Source organism: Caulobacter sp. 05L422 (genome assembly GCF_056397765.1).
On record NZ_JBFTOB010000005.1, the window covers coordinates 193,142 to 213,085 of the forward strand.

Here is a 19,944-nt window from a genome sequence, read left to right on the forward strand (position 1 = left end):
AAGAAGGGGCGCAAGACACATGACCTCTCCAAGCGCTCTCGACAATGGCCAAGCCGTCGTGATCAGGTCGAAGACCCGCGTTCGCAAGAGAGTCGCCCGTCCATGCCCGCTTCCTTCGACGACATCGAGATCGGCCAGGTGGTGTCGCTGGGCGCCACGGTCGTCGACGGCAAGGCGCTGGAGACCTTCTGCGCGTCGTTCCAGCCGGGCTGGCCGGCGGCCAGCGGCGCGCCCGACACCATGGTCTTCGCCATCTGGTCCAAGCTGGACAGCGAGGCCAGCGCCGCCTGGCCCCAGACCAAGCGGGTCGGCGTCGACGCCCTGCGCTGGCTGCGCAACCCGCCGGCCGGCGAACTGCTGCGCGGCCGCATGACGGTGATGGGCAAGGACCCGGTCGGCGAGGGCAAGGGCATCGTCATCGCCCAGCACGACCTGCTGGACGAGGCCGGCCGCCTGGTCTTCTCGTGCCTGACGCGAAGCATTTTCGCGCGGTAGCGAGAACGAAAAAGGCGGCGGGCTCTTTCGAACCCGCCGCCTCTTCAACGCCGTGAAGCGTCTGTCTTAGTTCAGCGCGCCGTTGGCGGCCGCTTGCTGCTGGCGGATGGTCGCCAGGGCGATCAGACGGTCCCAACCGATCAGCGACACCAGGTGCGCATAGATCTGGGCCAGGGCGCCGCTGGTCTGCAGTTCCTTGATCTTGTCGGCCGGCAGGGCGTTCAGCTTCTCTTCCGAGACACCGAAGTACTCGGCCACCGTCTGCGGTTCGCCGGCCGAGCCGTCGGCGTTCAGCGGAGTGAAGACGGCCTTCTTCAGTTCGAAGAGGTCGTTGTCCTTCAGCAGCTGCACGAACGAGTCGGTGCGGCGGCGCTCGACTTCGAAGTCGTCACAGAACTTGATGCAGTTCTGGGTGTATTCGGTCGGCTCGCCCTTTTCGTCGAACAGCGGGGTCTGGCCGCCTTCGGCCAGCAGGTCCGAGCTGCGGTCGATGCAGACGATCAGACGGTCCTGGTTCTCGTCATTGGCCAGGACGAACGGATAGCGGCGGATATAGGCCGGGATGTAGGCGCCCGGCTCGAAGCCGCCGTCGGCGCCGATGAACAGGTTCTCACCGGTGTTGAGGCCCATCACGGCCAGCGGCACGCGATCTTCGCCGGCGAAGATCACCGGATAGCTCAGGGCGGCGGGGGCGAATTCGGTGACGGCCAGCGGCACGGCGGTGCCGTTCAGGGCGAAGCCGTAGGGCTTGTCCTTGTGGACCAGAGCGAGCTTGGCGTGCTGCTCGCGGTTCAGCGGCTCCGGCGAGGAGTAGAACAGAACGTTGCCGGAGATGCCGCCGGCGGGTTGGGTCGTTTCCATGAACAGCTCGACATAAGGCTAATGAACGGACGCCTATTGCGCTTAGGCGGCCTTTGAAAGGTCCGGCGCTTCTAGCCGATCCGGAGGGGCCTCGCAATCGACCCCTCCGCCTTGTGGTTAAGTCGAGCTTCCATTTCACCCCTGGCGGGAAAGCGGCGCTGGAAACGCCGCCCTGGGCGAGCGGATTCTAGAACTTCCAGGCCACGCCGGCCCGCACCGAACGGCCCGGCGACGGGGCGATGTCCTTGAGGAACGAGACGTGCTCGCGGATCTCCTCGTTGGTCAGGTTGCGGCCGTCGACGAACAGCCGCAGGGGCGAATCCGCGATCGGCTTGAACGTGGCCTTGAGGTTGACCACCGTGTAGCCGTCGGTGGGCAGTTCGAAGGTCGCCACCCGGTCCTGCTCGGCCACGCGGCGCACTTCCAGCGTGGTCTCGACGCGCGGCGCGGTCCAGACCACCGAGCCGCCCAGCGACCACGGCGGGATGCGGGCGGGCACGCCGGCGTCGGTGTCGCCGTGCACCCAGTCGAAGGTGGTCTCCAGGCGGATCGACTGGGTCGCCCCGCGCCAGGCGTCGTAGCTGGCCTCGATCTCGGCGCCGTGGAAGTCGGCCTTGGTCTGGAAGTACTGGTAGACGGGCAGGTCGTCCTCGACCGCGCCGGTCGGGGCCTCCTCGATGAAGTTGTCGTACTTGGCCGCCCACAGGTGGCCTTCGGCCCGCAGGCGGTCGCTCTTCCAGCGGACCGTGGCCTCCAGCGAGGTGACGGTCTCGTTGTCGAGGCTGTCGTCGCCGACCTCGAAGCCGCCGGTGCCCGGGTGCGGGCCGTTGGCGAACAGCTCGAATTCGGTCGGGGCCCGGCCGTTGCGCGACAGGGTCAGGGCCAGGAACAGCGGGTCGCTGGGCTTGTAGAACACGCCCAGCGAGGCCGAGACGTTGTCGAAGTCGCGCGACTGGGTCGGCGTGGTCAGCTCGCGCGTGTCGAAGCGCAGGCCGGCGTCGACGCCCCAAGTCCCGCGATCCAGGCGCTGCAGGGTGAAGACCCCGTATTCCTTGATCTTGGTCGAGGGCACGAAGGCCTCGTCGCCGATGGCTTCGAAGTGGCGCTCCAGCGCCTGGAAGCCGATGGCGCCCTGGTGGCCGTCGTGCTCGCGGTGCACCAGCTCCACCCGGCCCTCGGTCCCGTCCGACAGGAAGCGGGTGCCGACCTCGCCGTCCTCGACGCTGACCTCGGCGTGCTCGTAGTCGGCGTAGCCCAGCGAGACGCGGACCTTCTCGAACCACGGATTGTCCAGTTCCTGCTCGCCGCGCAGGTCGTAGCGGGTCTGCTGCAGGTGGATCGAGACCGGACCCTCGGCGTTGGGGTCGATCGGGGCCAGGATCTGCTCGTAGGGCACGCCGTAGGTGGTGTCGGTCTTCTTGACCGACAGGCCGACGAAACCCCGGTCGTGGACGTAGGAGACGCCCGCGCCGTAGGCGTCGACCTCGACGTCGGTGTTCTTGACCTTGTGGTCGGGATCCACCGTCAGGCCGTCGCGGGCCGCCAGGCGGTCGGACACCGCGGCGACGGGGATCGAATAGTCGTCGGTGCGGCGGCTGGAGACGTCGGCCGCGAACACGAACGGGCCCTTCCCGGCCTTGATCGCGCCGCTGTAGGCCCAGCCGTCGTCGACCGACGAGGCCGAGGCCGACAGCCGGCCCTCGGGGCCGTTGGCGGCCGGGCTGGAGGGTACGCGGTCGTCGATCATGTTGACCACCCCGCCGATGCCCGAGCCGCCGTAGGCCAGGGTGGAGGGGCCGCGCAGCACCTCGATCCGCGAGGCCTCGCCCGGGTCGCTGGCCACCGCGTGGTCGGGCGACAGGGCGCTGGCGTCGACCTGGCCGACGCCGTTCTGCAGCACCATCACCCGGGGGCCCGACAGGCCGCGGATCACCGGCCGCGAGGCGCCGGGGCCGTAGAAGGTGGAGCGCAGGCCCGGCAGGCCGTTCAGCAGGTCGCCGATGCCGGCGGCCGGCAGGGTGTCCAGCTGGTCGCGGGTCACGACGTTGACGCTGCTGGTCACCGTATCCAGCGACACGGCGTAGGGGGCGGCGGTGACCACCACCTTGTCGACGGCGTTGGACTCGGGCCCGTCCGGCGCGCCCGTCGCCGCGGGGGCGTCGGCGGGAGCCGGGGTTTCGGCGGCCCTGGCTTCAGAGGCGGCGAGCGGCGCGACGAGGGCGAACGCCAGCAGGCTCGCGGCGGAAAGCAGTACGCGACGGGGCATGGGAGATCCTGAACCTTGGCCGGGGGAGCGGCTTGGACGAAGTGTTATGAAATAACATTACGAGTCGTCAAGCGGCTTCGTGCCAAAACCCAGCTTGACGCCGCGCTTCGTCGCCGTTCTGTGGTCGGATGACCGCAAGGAGGCCGCCCATGACCCGCAACATGCTGCTCGTCGCCACTCTGGGCGGCGCCCTGCTGATGGGCTGCTCACCGGTCCAGGAGATGTTCTCCAAGGCCGCCGCCCCGAAAGCCGCGCCCTACGCCATGAGCCCCAGCACGGCCAGCTGGAGCAAGCCGCCGACCGGCTATCTGAAGACCGGCATGAACCTGGACGGGGCCGCCATCGTCGGGCCGCCGCCGACCCCGGACTCGCCGCGCGGCAAGGCCGACCAGGCCACCTTCGAGGCCACCCGCGCCCTGGCGGGCACGCCGGCCTGGGGCAAGGCCATCGCCGACGCCGACCTGTCGGGCGCGCACGGCTTCAAGAGCTTTTCCTGCGCGGCCGGGGTCACCATCAGCCCGCAGGCCACCCCGACCCTGACCAGCCTGCTGCTGCGGATGACCGACGACGCCGCCACCCTGTACCAGCCGGCCAAGGCGGCGTTCCAAAGGTCACGCCCGCCGGTGGGCAACACCAAGCCGATCTGCGTGCCGCGCGAGAAGTGGATCGAGACGGACGGCTCCTATCCGTCCGGCCACGGCCTGATCGGCTGGTCCTGGGCCCTGGTGATCTCCGAGGTCGCGCCCGAGCACGCCAGCGCCGTCCTGGCGCGCGGTCGCGAGTTCGGCGACAGCCGGATCATCTGCGGCGTGCACTATCAGAGCGACATCGAGGCGGGGCGGTATCTGGGCTCGGCGATGGTGTCGCGGCTGCACCAGGATCCGGCGTTCATGAGCGATCTGGAGAAGGCCCGGGCCGAGGTGGCGGCGTCGCGGCTGCAGGGCGCGCCGACGGGGTGCTCTGCCGGCTAACACTTGCCCCCTACGGGCCTTCGGCCGTCTTCCCCCACAGGGGGAAGAGGACGTCCTCCGCCCCCTATGGGGGCGGACAGGCGGCGCAGCCGCCAGGTGGGGGCAAGTGGGTGAGTTGCTGAGCTACGCCGGCCGCCCCGTCGCCAGCGCCCCATAAAGCTCCGGCCGGCGATCACGGAAGAAGCCCCAGGCCGCGCGGTGGGTGCGCAGGAAGTCCAGGTCGAAGGTCCCGGTCACCAGGCCCTCATCGGCGTGGCCCAGCTCGCTGATCAGGTCGCCGCGATGATCCGCCACGAAGCTGGAGCCGTAGAAGGTCTGGCCGCCGTTCGGGTAGCCGTCCCAAGGCTCGAAGCCGATGCGGTTGGCGCCGACCACCGGGATCACGTTCGACACCGCATGGCCCTGCATCGCCCGCTGCCAGGGCAGGGTCGTGTTGAGGCTGGGGTCATGCGGCTCGGTGCCGATGGCGGTCGGGTAGAACAGGGCCTCGGCGCCCATCAGGGCCATGGCGCGGGCGGCCTCGGGGTACCACTGGTCCCAGCAGATGCCGACGCCCAGGCGGCCGAAGCGCGTGTCCCAGACCTTGAAGCCCGTGTCGCCCGGCCGGAAGTAGTACTTCTCCTGGTAGCCGGGACCGTCGGGAATGTGGCTCTTGCGATAGAGGCCCAGCATCGACCCGTCGGCGTCGGCCATCACCAAGCTGTTGAAATAGTGCGGGCCCTCGCGCTCGAAGATCGAGATCGGGATGACCACGCCCAGCTCGCCGGCCAGCGGCGCGATGGCCTTGACCACCGGGTGCTCGCGCCACGGATGGGCCTGCTCGAACCAGCGCTCCTCCTGCGTGACGCAGAAATAGGGCCCCTGGAACAGTTCGGACGGCAGGATCACCTGCGCGCCGCCGGCGGCGGCCTCGCGGATGAAGGCTTCCGTCTTCTTGATGTTGGCCTGCAGGTCCATCCCGTAGGAGGTCTGGATCGCGGCGACGCTGAGGGTGCGGGTCATTCGCCGGGCTCCTGTTGGCTGATGCAGTGGAACGAGCCGCCGCCGGTCAGGATGGCGGTCGAGGGCAGGCCGATGACCTCGCGCTCGGGGAACAGGCCCTGGATCACCTCGACGGCGAAGGCGCCCGACTCCTCGGCGTAGATCGGCACGATCACCGCCTCGTTGGCGATCAGGAAGTTCATGTGCGAGGCGGGGACGATCTCGCCGTCCTCGTTCAGGATGCGGCCCGGCGAGGGAATGCGCACCACCTGCAGGGGCGAGCCGCGGCCGTCGGTCATGGCCGCCAGGGTCCGCGCCGTCTCGGCGTAGACCTCGGCGTTGGGGTCGTCGGTCCCGAAGGCCATCGGGCAGGCCACCACGCCCGGCGCGACGAAGCGGGCCAGGTTGTCGATGTGGCCGTCGGTGTGGTCGTTCAGCAGGCCGTCGCCCAGCCACAGCACCTTCTTGACGCCCAGCGAGGCGGCCAGGGCGGCCGAGGCCTTGGCCTCGTCGAAGTCGCCGTTGCGGTTCTCGTTCAGCAGGCATTGGCGGGTGGTCAGCACACAGCCCATGCCGTCGTGGTCCAGCGAGCCGCCCTCGAGCACGAAGGCGTTGCGGGACAGGGGCGCGCCGCTGGCGGCGGCGATCTGCTCGGCGACCAGGTCGTCGCCCTCCATCTCGTACTTGCCGCCCCAGCCGTTGAACAGGAAGCCGGCCGCCACCGGGCCGTTGGCGGTGTCGACGAAGATCGGGCCGGTGTCGCGCAGCCAGATGTCGCCGAACTGGCCTCGGACGATCTCGACCGTGGTGTCGGCCAGGCGCGCTCGGGCGGCGGCCTCGGCCTCGTCGCCGACCACCATCAGGCGCACGCGTTCGCCGCCGGGACCGGCCAGGGCGCGCGCCAGGGCGGCGACCTCGTCCTGGGCCTGGTCGAGATCTTCCTGCCAGAGCTCGGCGTGGCTGGGGAAACCCACCCACATGGCGCGGTGCGGAGCCCACTCGGCGGGGACGGTCGGGGTCATGTGCGGAACCTGGAACGAAACGGGAGGCGCAAATGGGCCGGGACGGCCCTCGGGTCAAGCCGCTCTTCTAGCAAACTGCTGCGACAAAAGAAAAAGGGCGGCCCGTTTCCGGACCGCCCCCATTCTCTAGTCCGCTGTACGCCGTTCTTAGAACGCGGCGTGCAGGGTGATGCTGGCCGTGCGCGGATAACCCGGTTGGCCCAGGCCGGTGCCCGAGGGGTTCACCGCCAGGTCGCCGAGGTACTTCTCGTCGGCCAGGTTCTTCACGTTCAGCTGGATGTAGGTGTTCTTCATGCCGACGCCGTCCAGGAAGCCGTCCAGCATGTAGCGGGCGTCCAGGTCCAGCAGAGCGTAGCTCGGCACTTTTTCGGTGTTGGTCAGGTTGGTCCAACGCTCGCCGACGTACTTGGCTTGGACGCCGACGCTGAGCGCCTCGGTGATGTCCCAGTCGACGCGAACGGCGCCTTGGTAGTTCGGGGCTTCGTACAGTTGCTTGCCCTTGGTCAGCAGCAGCGAACCCAGGGCGGTGCCCGGGATGTTATCCTGCAGTTCCGAGTCCTGGTACGAGAACGAGGCGTAGAAGCTGAGGTAGTCTTCCGGCTTGAAGCCGAACTGGGCGTCGAAGCCCTTTTGCTTCACGTCGCCGACGTTGACCGAGAAGGCGATGTTGTCCTGCTCGTTGAAGGCGCGCTCGATGCGGTTGCTGAAGTTGTTGGCCCAGAGCGAAGCCGACAGCAGGATGGTCGGCGACTGGAAGCGGTAGCCCACGTCGATGACGTGCGAGACTTCCGCCTTCGGGTTGGTCAGCTTCTTGTCGTACAGGTCGTCGGTGCGCGGCGCCGACAGGGTTTCGGCGTAGGTCGCGTAGACCGACTGGTGGTCGGTCAGGGCGTAGCTGGCGCCGACGTTCGGCAGGAGCTTGTCGTACTTGCGGGTGAACTCGCGCGGGCGACCGTACTGGGTCGTGCCTTGGCCCGGCAGGGTGACCAGGGTCTGGCCGTTGCCGTCGTCGGTGCCGGCCACCGCGGTCGGGGTCTGGTTGGTGCAGTAGGCCGTGAAGGTGTCGGCCTGGTAGCAGAAGTTGTTCAGTTCGCGCTTGAAGAACGGGGCGCGCAGGCCGGCGTTGAACAGGACCTTGTCGTCCATGAACTTGCCGCGGTACTCGACCGAGATCTGGTTCAGGGTGGCGACCGAGACGCGGTCGCGCTTGCGCAGGATGCTGCCGTCCGAGAGCTTGATCGGCGTGCCGTAGCCGTCCTTGCCGCCGAACACGTCGTTCGGCTTACCGTCGGTGGCGAACGACGTGTATTCGCCGGTCTGACGGTGGTGGGCTTCGTCGTAGGTGTAGGCCGCGCGGAGGCTTTGGCCTTCGGCGAACTTCCAGATCAGCGACGAGGTGATGCCGTAACGGCGGGTGTTCGTCGTGTTCGGCGCGTACAGCAGGACGGAGTCGAGGATGTCGCCGTCGCCGTTCAGGTCCTGGCCGCCCGTCGTGCGGTTGCCGCGGATGAGGCCGCTGCCGGTGCCCGTGCCGCTTTCGTTGAACAGGCCGCGACCGCCGCCGTTGGCCAGGGTGTACTGGAAGTAGGGGTCGGCGGTCAGGATGAAGTTTTCGCCGATGTGGAACAGCGACTGACCGCGGATGTTGCCCGTGTTCGACGGGTTGATGTTGTTCAGGTAGCAGGAACCGCCGCCGGTCGGGGGCGGGTTCGTGGTCGAGGCCGAGTCAGTTTGCGCGGTGCCGGCGACCGGGGTCGGACGAGCGCAGGTCGAGCGGGCGTAGCCAACGCCGGTGCCGGCCTGGAACTGGGCCAGCGTCATGCGGTTGATGAAGTTGTTGCGGTTTTCGTTGTAGTTGGCGATCAGGCTGACGAAGTCGCCGTTGTCGCCGATCGGCTGATAGATCCGCGCGTTGAGCTGCTTCTTGTGGATCTTGCCCGGGCCGTTGAACACGTCGTTGATGGCGTCGGCGTAGCTGAACCAGGCGCTCGTGCCCCAGGGGCCGACCTTGCCGGTGTCGATCACGCCGAAGAAGCGGCGGAAGTTGCCGTCGCCGGCCTGGGCTTCGAACACGCCGCCGAACTCGTCGGTGGGCTTGCGGGTCACGTAGTTGATGGTGCCGCCGGCGGCCGCGGCCGTGGGGCTGTCAACGTCGGTGGTGCCCAGGTTGACGTCGACCTTCGAGATCAGTTCCGAGTCCATCTGCTGGTTCGGATAGATGGCGTAGTTGCCGCTGTCGTTCAGCGGAATGCCGTCCTGCAGCAGGGCGATGCGCTGCGAGTCGAAGCCGCGGATGGTGATGTCGCCGCCGGCCGAACCGTAGGCGTCGTTGTTGGAGAAGTTCACGCCGGGCAGCAGGTTCAGCGAGTCCAGAATCGTCTGGCCGGGCACCTGGCGGGCGATGAAGTCCTGAGTGATCGTCGAGCGCGACTTCGGAACCACTTGCTGAACGATCGCGCCGTTCTGGTTCTTCAGGCTCGAAGCGGTGACCACGACCTGTTCGACGGCGTCGGTGCCGGTCGACTGGGCCATGGCGGCGGTGGCGCTGAGCAGGCAGCCGACCAGCGCGGTCGACGCCAGACAGGCGAGCTTTTTCGTCATCATCTTGATCTAATCCCCTCGTTCAAGCCGCGACGGGGTGCATGAAGCCCGCCGAGCCATGTCATTGAGAGGCTCTTTAGCGACGTATTTAGAAGGTTTGGTGACGGAAAGGCCACGATCGCGGATAAACGCGCTCCGGGGGCCCGCTTGCGGAAGATTTAGTCAGCGTCCTCTTACTTATGCGGGAGAAATCAGCGTGGCCCTTGATGAAACGGCGCGGGCGACCCAGGCGCGAATCTGGCGCCTGACCCTGATCTTGGTCGGGGTTCTGACGGTTCTGCGAGTCGTCGCGCTGTTCGTCACCCCCCTGGAGTTGTACCCGGACGAAGCCCAGTACTGGCTCTGGTCGCGCCACCTCGATTTCGGCTACTTTTCCAAGCCTCCCGTCATCGCCTGGTTGATCTGGGCGACCACGCGAATCGGCGGCGACGCCGAGGCCTGGCTGCGCATCGGCTCGCCCCTGCTCAACGCCGGCACGGCCCTGGTGATCTCGCGCATCGCCACGCGGCTCTACGGCGACGAGCGGAACGGAAACTGGATCGGGCTGGCCGCCGCGGCGATCTTCATCCTGATGCCCGGCATCCAGCTGTCGTCGGTGCTGATCACCACCGACACGCCGCTGCTGTTCTTCCTGGCCTTGATGATCTGGGCCTGCGTCGCCTTGCCGCACGCCTCGCCCCGCACCCGGATCTGGATCGCCGCCGGCATGGGCGCGGCGCTGGGCATGGCGTTCCTGAGCAAGTACGCGGCGATCTACGCCCTGGCCAGCCTGGCCGCTCATCTGTTCCTGTCACGCGAGGCCCGGCGCGCCTGGACCCCGGTCATGGCGATCGCCTTCTTCGCGACCCTGTTCGTCGTCTTCGCCCCGAACATGTGGTGGAACTACCAGCACCACTTCTCGACGCTGGAGCACACGGCGGCCAACGCCAACTGGAAGGCCGGCAGGCTGTTCAACCCGATCGAGCTGGTCCAGTTCGTCGGCTCGCAGTTCGGCGTGTTCGGACCCGTGCCGTTCGGCGTGCTGGGCGGCGGCGCCCTGCTGCTGGCGTTCCGCAGGCGCCTGGCGCAGGCCGACATCATGCTGCTGTGCTTCGCCCTGCCGCCGCTGGTCACCGTGGCGGCCCAGGCGTTCGTCTCGCGGGCCAACGCCAACTGGGCGGGCGCGGCCTATGTCGCCGGCTCGGTGCTGGTCGCGGCGTGGCTGCTGCGCTGGGACGCCCGCCGCTGGCTGATCGGCGGTCTGGCCCTGCAGACGGTGCTGGCGGCGCTGTTCCTGGTCTGGGTGATCGATCCGCGCACGGCCGAGGCCATGGGCATGGCCAACGCCTTCAAGCGGGCGCGCGGCTGGGACCAGACGGTGCAGGCGATCATCGAGCGGACGCGCGAGGAACAGGCCCTGCGCGGCGGCGTGACCGCCGTCGCCGTCGACGACCGCTTCCTCTACAACGTGGCCGCCTATTACGGCCGCGACTATTTCGGCACCTCGGCCGCCCCGCCGCTGCGGATGTGGGTGCACGAGATCGCCCCCCGCAACCAGGCCGAGGCCGAGGCGCCGCTCGACGCCGCCCTGGGCCGCCGGGCGCTGATCGCCAGCCTGGAAGGCACCTACCGGGCCAAGATCCGCCAGGACTTCAAGGCGACCTCCGACCTGCAGATCGTCCGTGTGCGGCTGGACAAGAAGCGCTCGCGCCGGACCGACCTGTTCATCGCCCAGGGCTTCGCGCCCGTGCCGAGGGATCCGGTGACCGGGCTGCCGCCGGATCCGGAACCGACGCCTTGATACTTTTCAGCGGCTAACACTTGCCCCCTACGGGCCTTCGGCCGTCTTCCCCCAGAGGGGGAAGAGGTGCGTCCTCCGCCCCCGGGGCGGACAGACCGCGCAGCGGTCAGGTGGGGGCAAGTCAGTGAGCCGCTAGACCCCGACCTCGAACGCCGCCTCGGTCTTGGCCTTCACCTCATCGACCGTCACGTCCGGCGCCAGCTCGATCAGCTTCACGGCCGTCTTGCCGCGGTTGATCTCGAACACGCCCAGCTCGGTGATCAGCAGGTCGACCACGCCAGCCCCGGTCAGGGGCAGCGAGCAGCGGTGCAGCAGCTTGGGGGCGCCGGACTTCTCGCAGTGGTCCATGACCACCACCACCCGCTTGACGCCGGCCACCAGGTCCATGGCCCCGCCCATGCCCTTGACCATCTTGCCGGGCACCATCCAGTTGGCCAGGTCGCCGGTCTCCGACACCTGCATGCCGCCCAGGATCGACAGGGCGATGTGGCCGCCGCGGATCATCGCGAAGCTGTCGGCCGACGAGAAGTACGAACTGGAGTCCAGCTCGGTGATCGTCTGCTTGCCGGCGTTGATCAGGTCGGCGTCCTCCTCGCCCTCATAGGGGAAGGGGCCCATGCCCAGCATGCCGTTCTCGCTCTGCAGCGTCACGGACATGCCTTCGGGGATGTAGTTGGCCACCAGGGTGGGGATGCCGATGCCGAGGTTCACATAGAAGCCGTCCTGCAGCTCCTTCGCCGCCCGCTCGGCCATCTGGTCACGCGTCCAGGCCATTACGCTTGCTCCTTCGGGCGGGTGGTCACGCGTTCGATGCGCTTCTCGAACTTCGCGCCCTTGATCAGGCGGTCGACATAGATGCCGGGCGTGTGAATGTTGTCCTTGTCCAGGGCCCCGATCGCCACGACCGCCTCGACCTCGACGACCGTGACCTTGCCGGCCGTGGCCATCATCGGATTGAAGTTGCGGGCGGTCTTCCGGTAGACGAGGTTGCCCTCGGCGTCGGCCTTCCAGGCCTTGACGATCGACAGGTCGGCGGTCAGGCCGCGCTCCATCACGTACATCTCGCCGTCGAATTCGCGGGTTTCCTTGCCCTCGGCCACCAGGGTGCCGTAGCCGGTGCGCGTGAAGAAGGCGGGGATGCCCGCCCCGCCGGCGCGGATGCGTTCGGCCAGCGTGCCCTGCGGATTGAACTCCAACTCCAGCTCGCCGCTGAGGTAGAGCTGTTCGAACAGCTTGTTCTCACCCACATAGGACGAGATCATCTTCTTGATCTGGCGGTTCTCCAGCAGGATCCCCAGGCCGAAGCCGTCGACGCCGCAATTGTTGGAGACCACCGTGAGGTCCTTGACGCCCGTTTCGCGGATCGCCGCGATCAGGTTCTCGGGAATGCCGCACAGGCCGAAGCCTCCGGCCATGATGGTCATGCCATCGAATAAAAGACCCGCCAGCGCTTCGGCGGCTGTGGACTTCACCTTGTCGACCATGGTTCCTCCCGGAGCGACGTTCGGCGACTGCTCTGAGCCGCCGGACGGAGAAATTCAACCCTTGATGAATAAAATTTCGATGCGTGGAGTTTCGGCGTGACGGATCAGGCTAACCCCGGGGAAGCTAGCATCGGGCTCGCGACGCCCGCCACCTCGGGCGTGCTGTTGACCCTGGCGCACCCAGCGCTTGAACGGTCTCGCGCCAACCGCGCCCTGGCCAAGGCGGCCAAGGGCGTCGAAGGGGTCACCTTCCACGACCTCTACGAGACCTATCCGGACTTCGCGATCGACATCGAGGCCGAGCAGGAACGGCTGGTGGCGCACGACGTGATCGCCGTGCAGTTCCCGCTCTACTGGTACTCGACGCCCGCCCTCCTGAAGGAGTGGTTCGACCTGGTGTGGCTGCACGGCTTCGCCTACGGCCTGGACGGCAACGCCCTGGCCGGCAAGCGGCTGTTCGCCGCCTGCACCACCGGCGGGGCGGCCAAGGCCTATCACGCCCACGGCTACAACCGCTTCACCCTGGACGAATATCTGCGCCCGCTGGAGCAGACCGCCTATCTGTGCGGCATGGTCTGGGAGACGCCCTTCGTGGTGCACGGCGCGGCGATCAAGGACGACGAAGAGCTCAAGGCCGAGGCCCAGCGCTACCGCGCCCGCGTCGCCTCGCTGCTGACCGCGCCCGCCGACGCCGAACTGGGGGCCTGATCCATGCCGTTCCTGCTGCAAGCCCTGGTCTATCTCGGCGCCGCCGTCATCTCCGTCCCGATCGCCAAGCGCTTGGGCCTGGGCTCGGTGCTGGGCTACCTGATCGCCGGCGTGGTGATCGGGCCGTTCGCCCTGTCGCTGGTCGGCGAGCAGACCGACGTGATGAAGTTCGCCGAGTTCGGCGTGGTCATCCTGCTGTTCCTGATCGGGCTGGAGGTCCAGCCCTCGACCCTGTGGGACATGCGCAAGGCGATCTTCGGCTTCGGCGGCTCCCAGGTCGTGGGCACCACGGTCGCCATCGCCGGCGTCTCGATGCTGCTGGGCCTGCCGTGGCAGACGGCCCTGGCCGTCGGGATGGTGCTGGCCATGTCGTCCACCGCCATCGTGCTGCAGACCCTGGACGAGAAGGGCCTGAGGCATGGGCCGGTCGGACGGGCCGCCTTCGGGATCCTGTTGCTGCAGGACCTGGCGGTGATCCCGATGTTCGCCCTGCTGCCCACCCTGGCGACCATCGCCCCGCCGATCCACGCCGAAGCCGCCGGCCACGGCGCCGGCAGCCTGGTCGCCCACCTGCCGCCATGGGCGCAAGGGATCGCGGTGTTCGTCGCCGTGGGCGCCGTGGTCGGCGGCGGCCGCTACCTGGTGCGGCCGATCTTCCGCTTCATCGCCGAGGCCCGGCTGCGCGAGATCTTCACCGCCGCGGCCCTGCTGATCGTCGTCGGCGTGGCCAGCATCATGCAGACCGTCGGCCTGTCGCCCGCCCTCGGCGCCTTCCTGGCCGGGGTGGTGCTGGCCGAGAGCGAGTTCCGCCGCGAGCTGGAGTCCGACATCGAGCCGTTCCGGGGCCTCTTGCTCGGCCTGTTCTTCATCACCGTCGGGGCCGGCATCGACCTGAGGCTGGTGGCCAGCCAGCCGCTGGTGCTGATCGGCCTGGTGCTGGGCCTGATGGTCCTGAAGTTCCTGGTCGTGTTCGGCCTGGCGCGGCTGTTCGGGGCCCCGGCGCGGGGCGCGGCCGCCGTCGCCACCGCCCTGGCCCAGGGCGGGGAGTTCGCCTTCGTGCTGCTCAGCTTCACGGTCGGGGCGGGCGTGATCGGCGCGACCCTGGCGGCCCTGCTGACCGCCGCCGTCGCCGTCTCCATGGCCCTGACCCCGGTGGCGATGATCCTCTACGAGCGCATCGCCCAGATGATGGACGCGGCCATCCCCAAGCAGGTCCCCGACACCGGGGCCTTCGACGACGGCGAGCCGGACATCATCATCGCCGGCTTCGGCCGGTTCGGTCAGATCACCGGCCGCCTGCTGACCGCCAACGGCTTCCGCTCGACCGTGCTGGACAGCGATATCGAGCAGATCGACCTGCTGCGCCGCTTCGGCCGCCGGGTGCACTACGGAGACGCCACGCGGATGGACCTGCTGCGCGCCGCCGGCATCGAGCGGGCCCGGATGCTGATCGTCGCCCTGGACGATCGCGAGAAGACCGTCGAGCTGGTCGAGACCGCCCGCAAGGCCTTCCCCGACCTGGTGATCCTGGCCCGGGCCTGGGACCGCCGCCACGCCTACGACCTGCTGGCCAACGGCGCCGACGCGGTCGAGCGCGAGACCTTCGAGGCGGCCCTGGCCCTGGGCACCACCGCCCTGCAGAAGCTGGGCTACCGCGCCCACCGCGCCCATCGGGCCGGCGCGATCTTCCGCCGCCACGACCGCAAGTCGTTCGAGGACCTGCGTCCCGTCTGGGGCCAGGAGGAGGCCTATATCCTGGCCTCGCGCGACGCGGCCCAGACCATGGACAAGCTGCTCAACGCCGACCTGGCCCGCCTGCGCCCCGGCGACGCCGCCGGCGCCTGGGACACCGCCACCCTCGACGAGGAGCTCAAGGAACGCGCCGAACGCGACGCGGCCCGGCGGGAGGGGGCGAAGTAGCGGCCGGAACCGGACTCGTCGGCGAGACTTCCCTTCCCAAGGAAGGTTCGAACCGATGCGCTATTTCTTTCAGCTCAGCGACGGCCATGTGCTGACCGACGACGAGGGCGAGGTCTTCGACGATCTCGACGCCGCCAAGATCGAGGCGGCGCGGATCGCCGGCGAGTGGCTGCGCGACAACGCCGACGAGTTCGCCCAGGACGGCAGCCTGCTGGTCGAGGTGCTGGACGACCGACGCGCCGTGTTGGCGACCGTCGCCGTCGAGGCCAACGCCCCGACGGGAACCGTTCACTGACGGCTTAGAGCAGCCAGTCGCCGACCACGTGGTGCTGCGGATCGAGGTAGCCCTGCTGGGTCAGGGACGTGATCGTCCAGTTGTCGAGGATCACCGAACCCATGCCGATGGCGCTGATCTGCACGGCGTCGGCATGGCGGTCGCCGTTGGTGTCGACGTCCTTGAAGGTCGGCTTCAGCAGTTGATCGATCAGGTCGTCGAGGATGCCCAGGGCCTTGGCCGGTCCATGGCTGTCGAACAGGCCGCCCAACTGGCCGCGCAGCGGGGTGACGATGTGGTCCTCGCCCGGGTTGAAGTCGGTGATGTGGTCGGTCCCCGACAGCAGGTTGAACACGAAGTCGTCCGCTCCCGCCCCGCCGGTCAGGAAGTCGTTGCCCAGACCGCCGTCCAGCGTGTCGCGGCCGGTCCCGCCGTTGATGCGGTCGACGCCCGCGCCGCCGTACAGGTGGTCGGACCCGCCGCCGCCGTTGATCACGTCGTTGAGCAGGCCGCCGGTGTAGCTGGTGTCCTTCTCGCCCACATCGGTGAAGCTGTTGGCCTTGATCAGATTGCCCGACAGCGTGCGGTTGTCGCCCGCCTCGCCCACCGTGATGTTGACCGTGATCGGAGCGCTGTAGCCGCCGTGGCCGTCCGAGGCGGTGTAGGTGAAGCTGTCGACCACCGACTTGCCGGCGGCCAGCTGATCGAAGCTGTCGGCGTCCGCCACGTAGCGCACCTGGCCGTTCTCGATGCTGATCGAGGCGCCCAGGGCCGACTTGGTCCCCGACAGGGCCGCGATGCTCAGGGCGTCCAGGTCGATGTCGTGGTCGTTGGCCAGCACGTTGACCAGGATCGAGGCGTCCTCGGCGACCGAGGCCGCGTCGGCCGCGCCGACCGGCGCGTCGTTGACCGCCTCGACGCCCAGCTGGACCGTCACCACGCCCGACACGCCGCCATAGGCGTCATGCGCCGTGTAGGTGAAGGCGTCGGCGCCGTTGTAGTTGGCGTTGGCCGTGTAGACGAACGAGCCGTCGGCGTTGAGCACCAGCGTCCCGTAGGTCGGGCCGTGGTCCAGAGCCGCCGTCAGGGCGTCGCTGTTCACGTCGCTGTCGTTGGCCAGCACGCCGTGCGCGGCGTCGACCGTCAGGATCGCGTCCTCGGAGACCGTGAACACGCCGTCCAGCATCGCCACCGGGGCGGTGTTGATCGACAGCAGGGCCAGCACCGCGTCGTGGTCGGTGGGCTGGTCGATCGCCGCCTGGCCGGTGTTGAGGTGGACGTTGTCGAACACCGCCCCGCCCTTGAGGCTTTGCGAGACCAGCAGGTGGTCGATCTGCTGGGTGTTGCCCTCGAACAGGTACGAGTACTGGTCCTCGGGCGCCAGGGTGCGGACCAGGTTGTAGAGCGCGCCGTTGGCCTCGAGCAGGGTCAGGGTCTGCTCGAACTGGAAGCCGTTGAAGTCGCCCATCACCGCCACGTGGGCGTCGGGATTGGCGGCCAGCAGGGTGGCGACGTAGTCGCGCACCGCCGTGGTCTGGTCCACCCGGCGGTCGTCGCCGCTGTTGGCGGCGGGCTGGTTGGCGCCGAACAGCGGATCGCTGCCGCCGCGCGAATAGTTGTGCACGTCGATGGCGGTGACCGTCTCGCCGTGGAAGATGAAGTCGGCGGCCAGCGGATTGCGGCTGTTGTTGAAGGCGTTGGCGGGGCCGGTCGTGTCCTGGACCAGCCGGGCCGAGCCCTCGACATAGTCCACCCGGTCCTCGCGATAGAGGAAGGCGCTGCGGATGTTGCCGTTGCTCTCGCCACCCGTGGTGTTGTTGGCGGTCGGGGCGATCTCGACCCAGCTGTAGCGCGGGCCGCCGGCCGCCTCGATGGCCGCCACCAGCTTGTTCAGGGTGTCGGCCCCGCTGTAGTTCGTGCCGTTGCCCGACCCGTCGGCGTCCTGGATCTCCTCGACGCCAATGATGTCGGGCGCGCCCAGATTGTGGGCGATGTCGTCGGCCAGGGCCTGGAACTTGGCGTCCGGATCCTGCGGCGAGATGTTTTCGAGGTTGTAGGCGCCGATCTTCAGGTGGCTGGCGTCGCCGGTCAGGGAGGTGGTTTCCTGCGGCAGGGGGCCGCCGCTGACCATGTTCTCGACGGAGAGCGGGATCACCTCGTACTTGCCGCCGAAATAGCTGACCACGCCGGTGACGTCGCCCAACTGGTCGCCCAGCACGTAGCCGGCGTTGAAGTCCGGGTTCACGCCGGTGTCGGCATAGACCAGGATCCGCTCGGGATTGAAGTCGCCGTCCGAGATGGTCACCCCGCCGCGGTCGTTCAGGCCGGTGGCGCCGGCCCCGCCGTCGGCCACCACCCAGGTCTGGCCCGTGGTCGTGGCGTCCACCGCCTGGGCGTTGTGGATGGTGACCACCATGCCCTCGATCGACTCGTAGAAGTCGACCCCGTCGTGGGCCGGATCGAAGCTCGACAGGCTGTCGTCGTCGATCACGGTGTTGGGGATGGCCCGGCCGCCGGCGCCCAGCACCGTCGAGGCCACCGCGCCCGTGCCGATCACGCTGACGGTCGGGGCGGTGATCTCGGTGATCGTCAGGTTGGTGGCGACGCCGCCGTTATATTCGTCGACCGTGCCGGTCACCTTCACCAGGTCGCCGACATGGACGGTGGGGATGGCGTTGGTGAACACGAAGACCGCGTCCGAGGTGGCGTCGTTTCCGTCGCCCGTCACGTCCTGGATCCAGAAGCCGCGCGAGCCGCTGGTGTCGATGGCCGTCACCACGCCCTGGGTCGACACCGTCTGGCCGTCATAGGCCGAGATGTGGCCCGCGCCCTGGATGTCGTAGATCGCCACCGGGGCGAAGTCGTCGTTGACGATCGAACCCTGCCCCGCCGCGTCGACCAGGGCGGCCGCGCCGCTGGTCACCACCAGGTTCGACAGGTTGACGGCGAAGGCCTCGTTCGGCTCGGGCGTCGCGTCGCCGTGGATCGTCACCGAGACGGTCTGGCTGGCGGGGCCGCCGGCCGTGAAGGTCAGGGTCCCGTGGGTCTCGTCATAGTCGCCGCCCGCCAGGGCCGAGCCGTTGGCGGTGGCGTAGTCGACGGTGAAGGCCCCGGTGGTGTTGGTGCGGGTGACCGTGAAGGTCATCACCTGGTCGCCGGAATCGCCCTCGGTCAGGGTCACGTCGCTGATCGAAACGTTGGCGCTGGGCACGCCGCCGTCGGTGACCGTGAAGCCGGTCTTGTAGGCCACCGGGTTGCCGTCATCGAGCGACCAGTTGGCCGAATTGCCGATGGCCGACAGGATCTCGGCCTTGGTCCCCGTGGTCGTCCCCACATAGGCGCCGTTGTCGAGCGAGAACGCCAGGGCGGTGCCGCCCGCCGACAGGCCGGTGGGGATGGCCGAGGTGTTGGAGTTGGTCGCGTCGCCGGCGTAGGTCGCGTTGCCGTCGGCGAAGTCCAGGGCGAACAGCGGCGTCGCGCTGGTCGCCGCGCCTTGGTAGGCGATGATCTGGTCGCCCGAGGTCGACGGATTGAACGAGCCGGTCAGGCCCGTGACCGTAATGACCGTCCCCGCCGCCGCGCCGCCGGCCGGGGCGGTGTAGGTGAAGGTCCCCTCGCCGCCCCGAAACCCGCCCGCCGCGAACCAGCCGTTGTCGGTGAAGCTGATCACCGTGCCCGCGTCGACCGCCTGCAGCAGCACGAACGAGAACGACTTGCCGGCGGTGTCGGCGCTGTAGCCGATCAGGGCGAGATCGCCCACGGTCAGGGTGGTCATGCGTTTCCTCCGAAGGGGGTCTTATTCTGGGCGGTGGCCGCTAAGCTTGAGATTGGGTCGGCCGAGTGTTCTAGGCGCTTTCAGCACGGCCGCGATCTTGATCCAGCCTAGGGACGCTCGATGACAGGACGATGTCGAAGTTTTCAGCAGTTCGCAATCTAGTTATCGCGGTCAAAAGCCGTCAATACAGTCTAGTTACCGCTGTAATCGGATCAAGTTCTCGGATTGGCGCTTTCATCAGGACACCACATCGCGGCGGGATTTTCACGATAACCCCGAGACAACATCTGAGCTGCCCACGGACAGTTCAAATATCTTTGATATGCGAGCCCTCCCGACGACTGACGGCGATGACCGCAACGCCTCGCGCAAGCCGCGAAGATTGCAGCCGTGCACCCCAGGCTTCAGTCGTGAAGGAAATTCTTACTTACTTCATCAGAAACCACCATGCGGCTGACAGAGCGTGGGCGTCGAAACAAGCGCCCGATTGATTGGCGCCCTCTCTCTTGGAGAGAGGGGACAAGAGGCGTCCATGCTCGGCGCTCAGCGGATGAAGCCCAGCGATTTCAACGCCCTGAACTTTCTCGACCCGAACTTATCCTCATCCTCCAAACCGCCCGTATCCTGATCCCACCTCGTCGCAGGGAAAGGGCGCATGGCCAGCGACCGATGCGGCGGCGGGGGGCGATCGAGCGGGACTGGGCTGGAGGGGGTTACTTCAGCGTGTCCGGGGACTCCTGTCGTTGGGGAGCCCGCCCGCCGTCGGCGTCGAACGGGGACAAAGCGCGTGTATTGCCCATTGGCCC

14 protein-coding genes are annotated in these 19,944 nt (G+C 68.2%); 6 read left to right on the plus strand and 8 right to left on the minus strand.

Annotated features, from left to right (window positions below; all coding sequences use genetic code 11):
• The first annotated feature begins 102 nt into the window (after positions 1-102).
• A complete protein-coding gene (locus tag AC1DMQ_RS07340) occupies positions 103-495 on the plus strand; it encodes an acyl dehydratase (RefSeq protein WP_477032894.1) in 393 nt (130 codons plus the stop codon).
• A gap of 66 nt (positions 496-561) precedes the next feature.
• On the opposite strand, the gene AC1DMQ_RS07345 is transcribed toward AC1DMQ_RS07340, so the two are convergent.
• Both AC1DMQ_RS07345 and AC1DMQ_RS07350 read right to left on the minus strand, forming a co-directional pair.
• Complete coding sequence (locus AC1DMQ_RS07345) at positions 562-1,356, minus strand: SapC family protein (RefSeq protein WP_477032895.1); 795 nt, start codon at positions 1,354-1,356, stop codon at positions 562-564.
• Positions 1,357-1,543: 187 nt separating this feature from the next.
• Positions 1,544-3,622 carry a TonB-dependent receptor gene (locus AC1DMQ_RS07350; RefSeq protein WP_477032896.1) on the minus strand — a complete coding sequence of 693 codons (2,079 nt, stop codon included), beginning with the start codon at positions 3,620-3,622 and terminating at the stop codon, positions 1,544-1,546.
• 149 nt (positions 3,623-3,771) lie between these two features.
• On the opposite strand from AC1DMQ_RS07350, the gene AC1DMQ_RS07355 reads away from it, so the two are divergent.
• The gene (locus tag AC1DMQ_RS07355; protein WP_477032897.1) at positions 3,772-4,593 is read left to right on the plus strand and encodes an acid phosphatase; all 822 of its coding nucleotides are present in this window, start codon (positions 3,772-3,774) and stop codon (positions 4,591-4,593) included.
• Positions 4,594-4,716: 123 nt separating this feature from the next.
• On the opposite strand, the gene aguB is transcribed toward AC1DMQ_RS07355, so the two are convergent.
• The 3 genes from aguB to AC1DMQ_RS07370 all read right to left on the minus strand — a co-directional run bounded on the left by aguB (position 4,717) and on the right by AC1DMQ_RS07370 (position 9,197).
• Entirely contained in the window at positions 4,717-5,595 is an 879-nt protein-coding gene (gene aguB, locus AC1DMQ_RS07360; RefSeq protein WP_477032898.1) for an N-carbamoylputrescine amidase, read from the minus strand.
• Positions 5,592-6,596: an agmatine deiminase family protein gene (locus AC1DMQ_RS07365; protein ID WP_477032899.1), complete on the minus strand. Its 1,005-nt coding sequence runs from the start codon at positions 6,594-6,596 to the stop codon at positions 5,592-5,594. Before AC1DMQ_RS07365 ends, aguB begins: the two co-directional genes overlap by 4 nt.
• A gap of 147 nt (positions 6,597-6,743) precedes the next feature.
• Positions 6,744-9,197: a TonB-dependent receptor gene (locus AC1DMQ_RS07370; RefSeq protein ID WP_477032900.1), complete on the minus strand. Its 2,454-nt coding sequence runs from the start codon at positions 9,195-9,197 to the stop codon at positions 6,744-6,746.
• Positions 9,198-9,393: 196 nt separating this feature from the next.
• Between AC1DMQ_RS07370 and AC1DMQ_RS07375 the strand changes: the two genes are divergently transcribed.
• Positions 9,394-10,977, plus strand: coding sequence for an ArnT family glycosyltransferase (locus tag AC1DMQ_RS07375; RefSeq protein WP_477032901.1), 1,584 nt, complete (start codon positions 9,394-9,396; stop codon positions 10,975-10,977).
• Positions 10,978-11,109: 132 nt separating this feature from the next.
• On the opposite strand, the gene AC1DMQ_RS07380 is transcribed toward AC1DMQ_RS07375, so the two are convergent.
• Positions 11,110-11,751: a 3-oxoacid CoA-transferase subunit B gene (locus tag AC1DMQ_RS07380; protein WP_477032902.1), complete on the minus strand. Its 642-nt coding sequence runs from the start codon at positions 11,749-11,751 to the stop codon at positions 11,110-11,112.
• On the minus strand, positions 11,751-12,461 hold the full coding sequence (locus AC1DMQ_RS07385) for a CoA transferase subunit A (protein ID WP_477032903.1): 711 nt from the start codon (positions 12,459-12,461) through the stop codon (positions 11,751-11,753). The genes AC1DMQ_RS07380 and AC1DMQ_RS07385 overlap by 1 nt, the downstream gene beginning before the upstream one ends.
• A 96-nt stretch (positions 12,462-12,557) precedes the next feature.
• Here AC1DMQ_RS07385 and kefF point away from each other — a divergent pair, with 96 nt between their 5' ends.
• The 3 genes from kefF to AC1DMQ_RS07400 are packed head-to-tail and all read left to right on the plus strand — an operon-like array spanning position 12,558 to position 15,384.
• Positions 12,558-13,169 carry a glutathione-regulated potassium-efflux system oxidoreductase KefF gene (gene kefF / locus AC1DMQ_RS07390; protein WP_477032904.1) on the plus strand — a complete coding sequence of 204 codons (612 nt, stop codon included), beginning with the start codon at positions 12,558-12,560 and terminating at the stop codon, positions 13,167-13,169.
• A 3-nt stretch (positions 13,170-13,172) separates the two neighbouring features.
• Complete coding sequence (locus AC1DMQ_RS07395) at positions 13,173-15,089, plus strand: monovalent cation:proton antiporter-2 (CPA2) family protein (RefSeq protein WP_477032905.1); 1,917 nt, start codon at positions 13,173-13,175, stop codon at positions 15,087-15,089.
• Positions 15,090-15,144: 55 nt separating this feature from the next.
• Complete coding sequence (locus AC1DMQ_RS07400) at positions 15,145-15,384, plus strand: DUF6894 family protein (RefSeq protein WP_477032906.1); 240 nt, start codon at positions 15,145-15,147, stop codon at positions 15,382-15,384.
• A gap of 4 nt (positions 15,385-15,388) precedes the next feature.
• On the opposite strand, the gene AC1DMQ_RS07405 is transcribed toward AC1DMQ_RS07400, so the two are convergent.
• A complete protein-coding gene (locus AC1DMQ_RS07405; RefSeq protein ID WP_477032907.1) occupies positions 15,389-19,138 on the minus strand; it encodes an Ig-like domain-containing protein in 3,750 nt (1,249 codons plus the stop codon).
• Positions 19,139-19,944 lie beyond the last annotated feature (806 nt).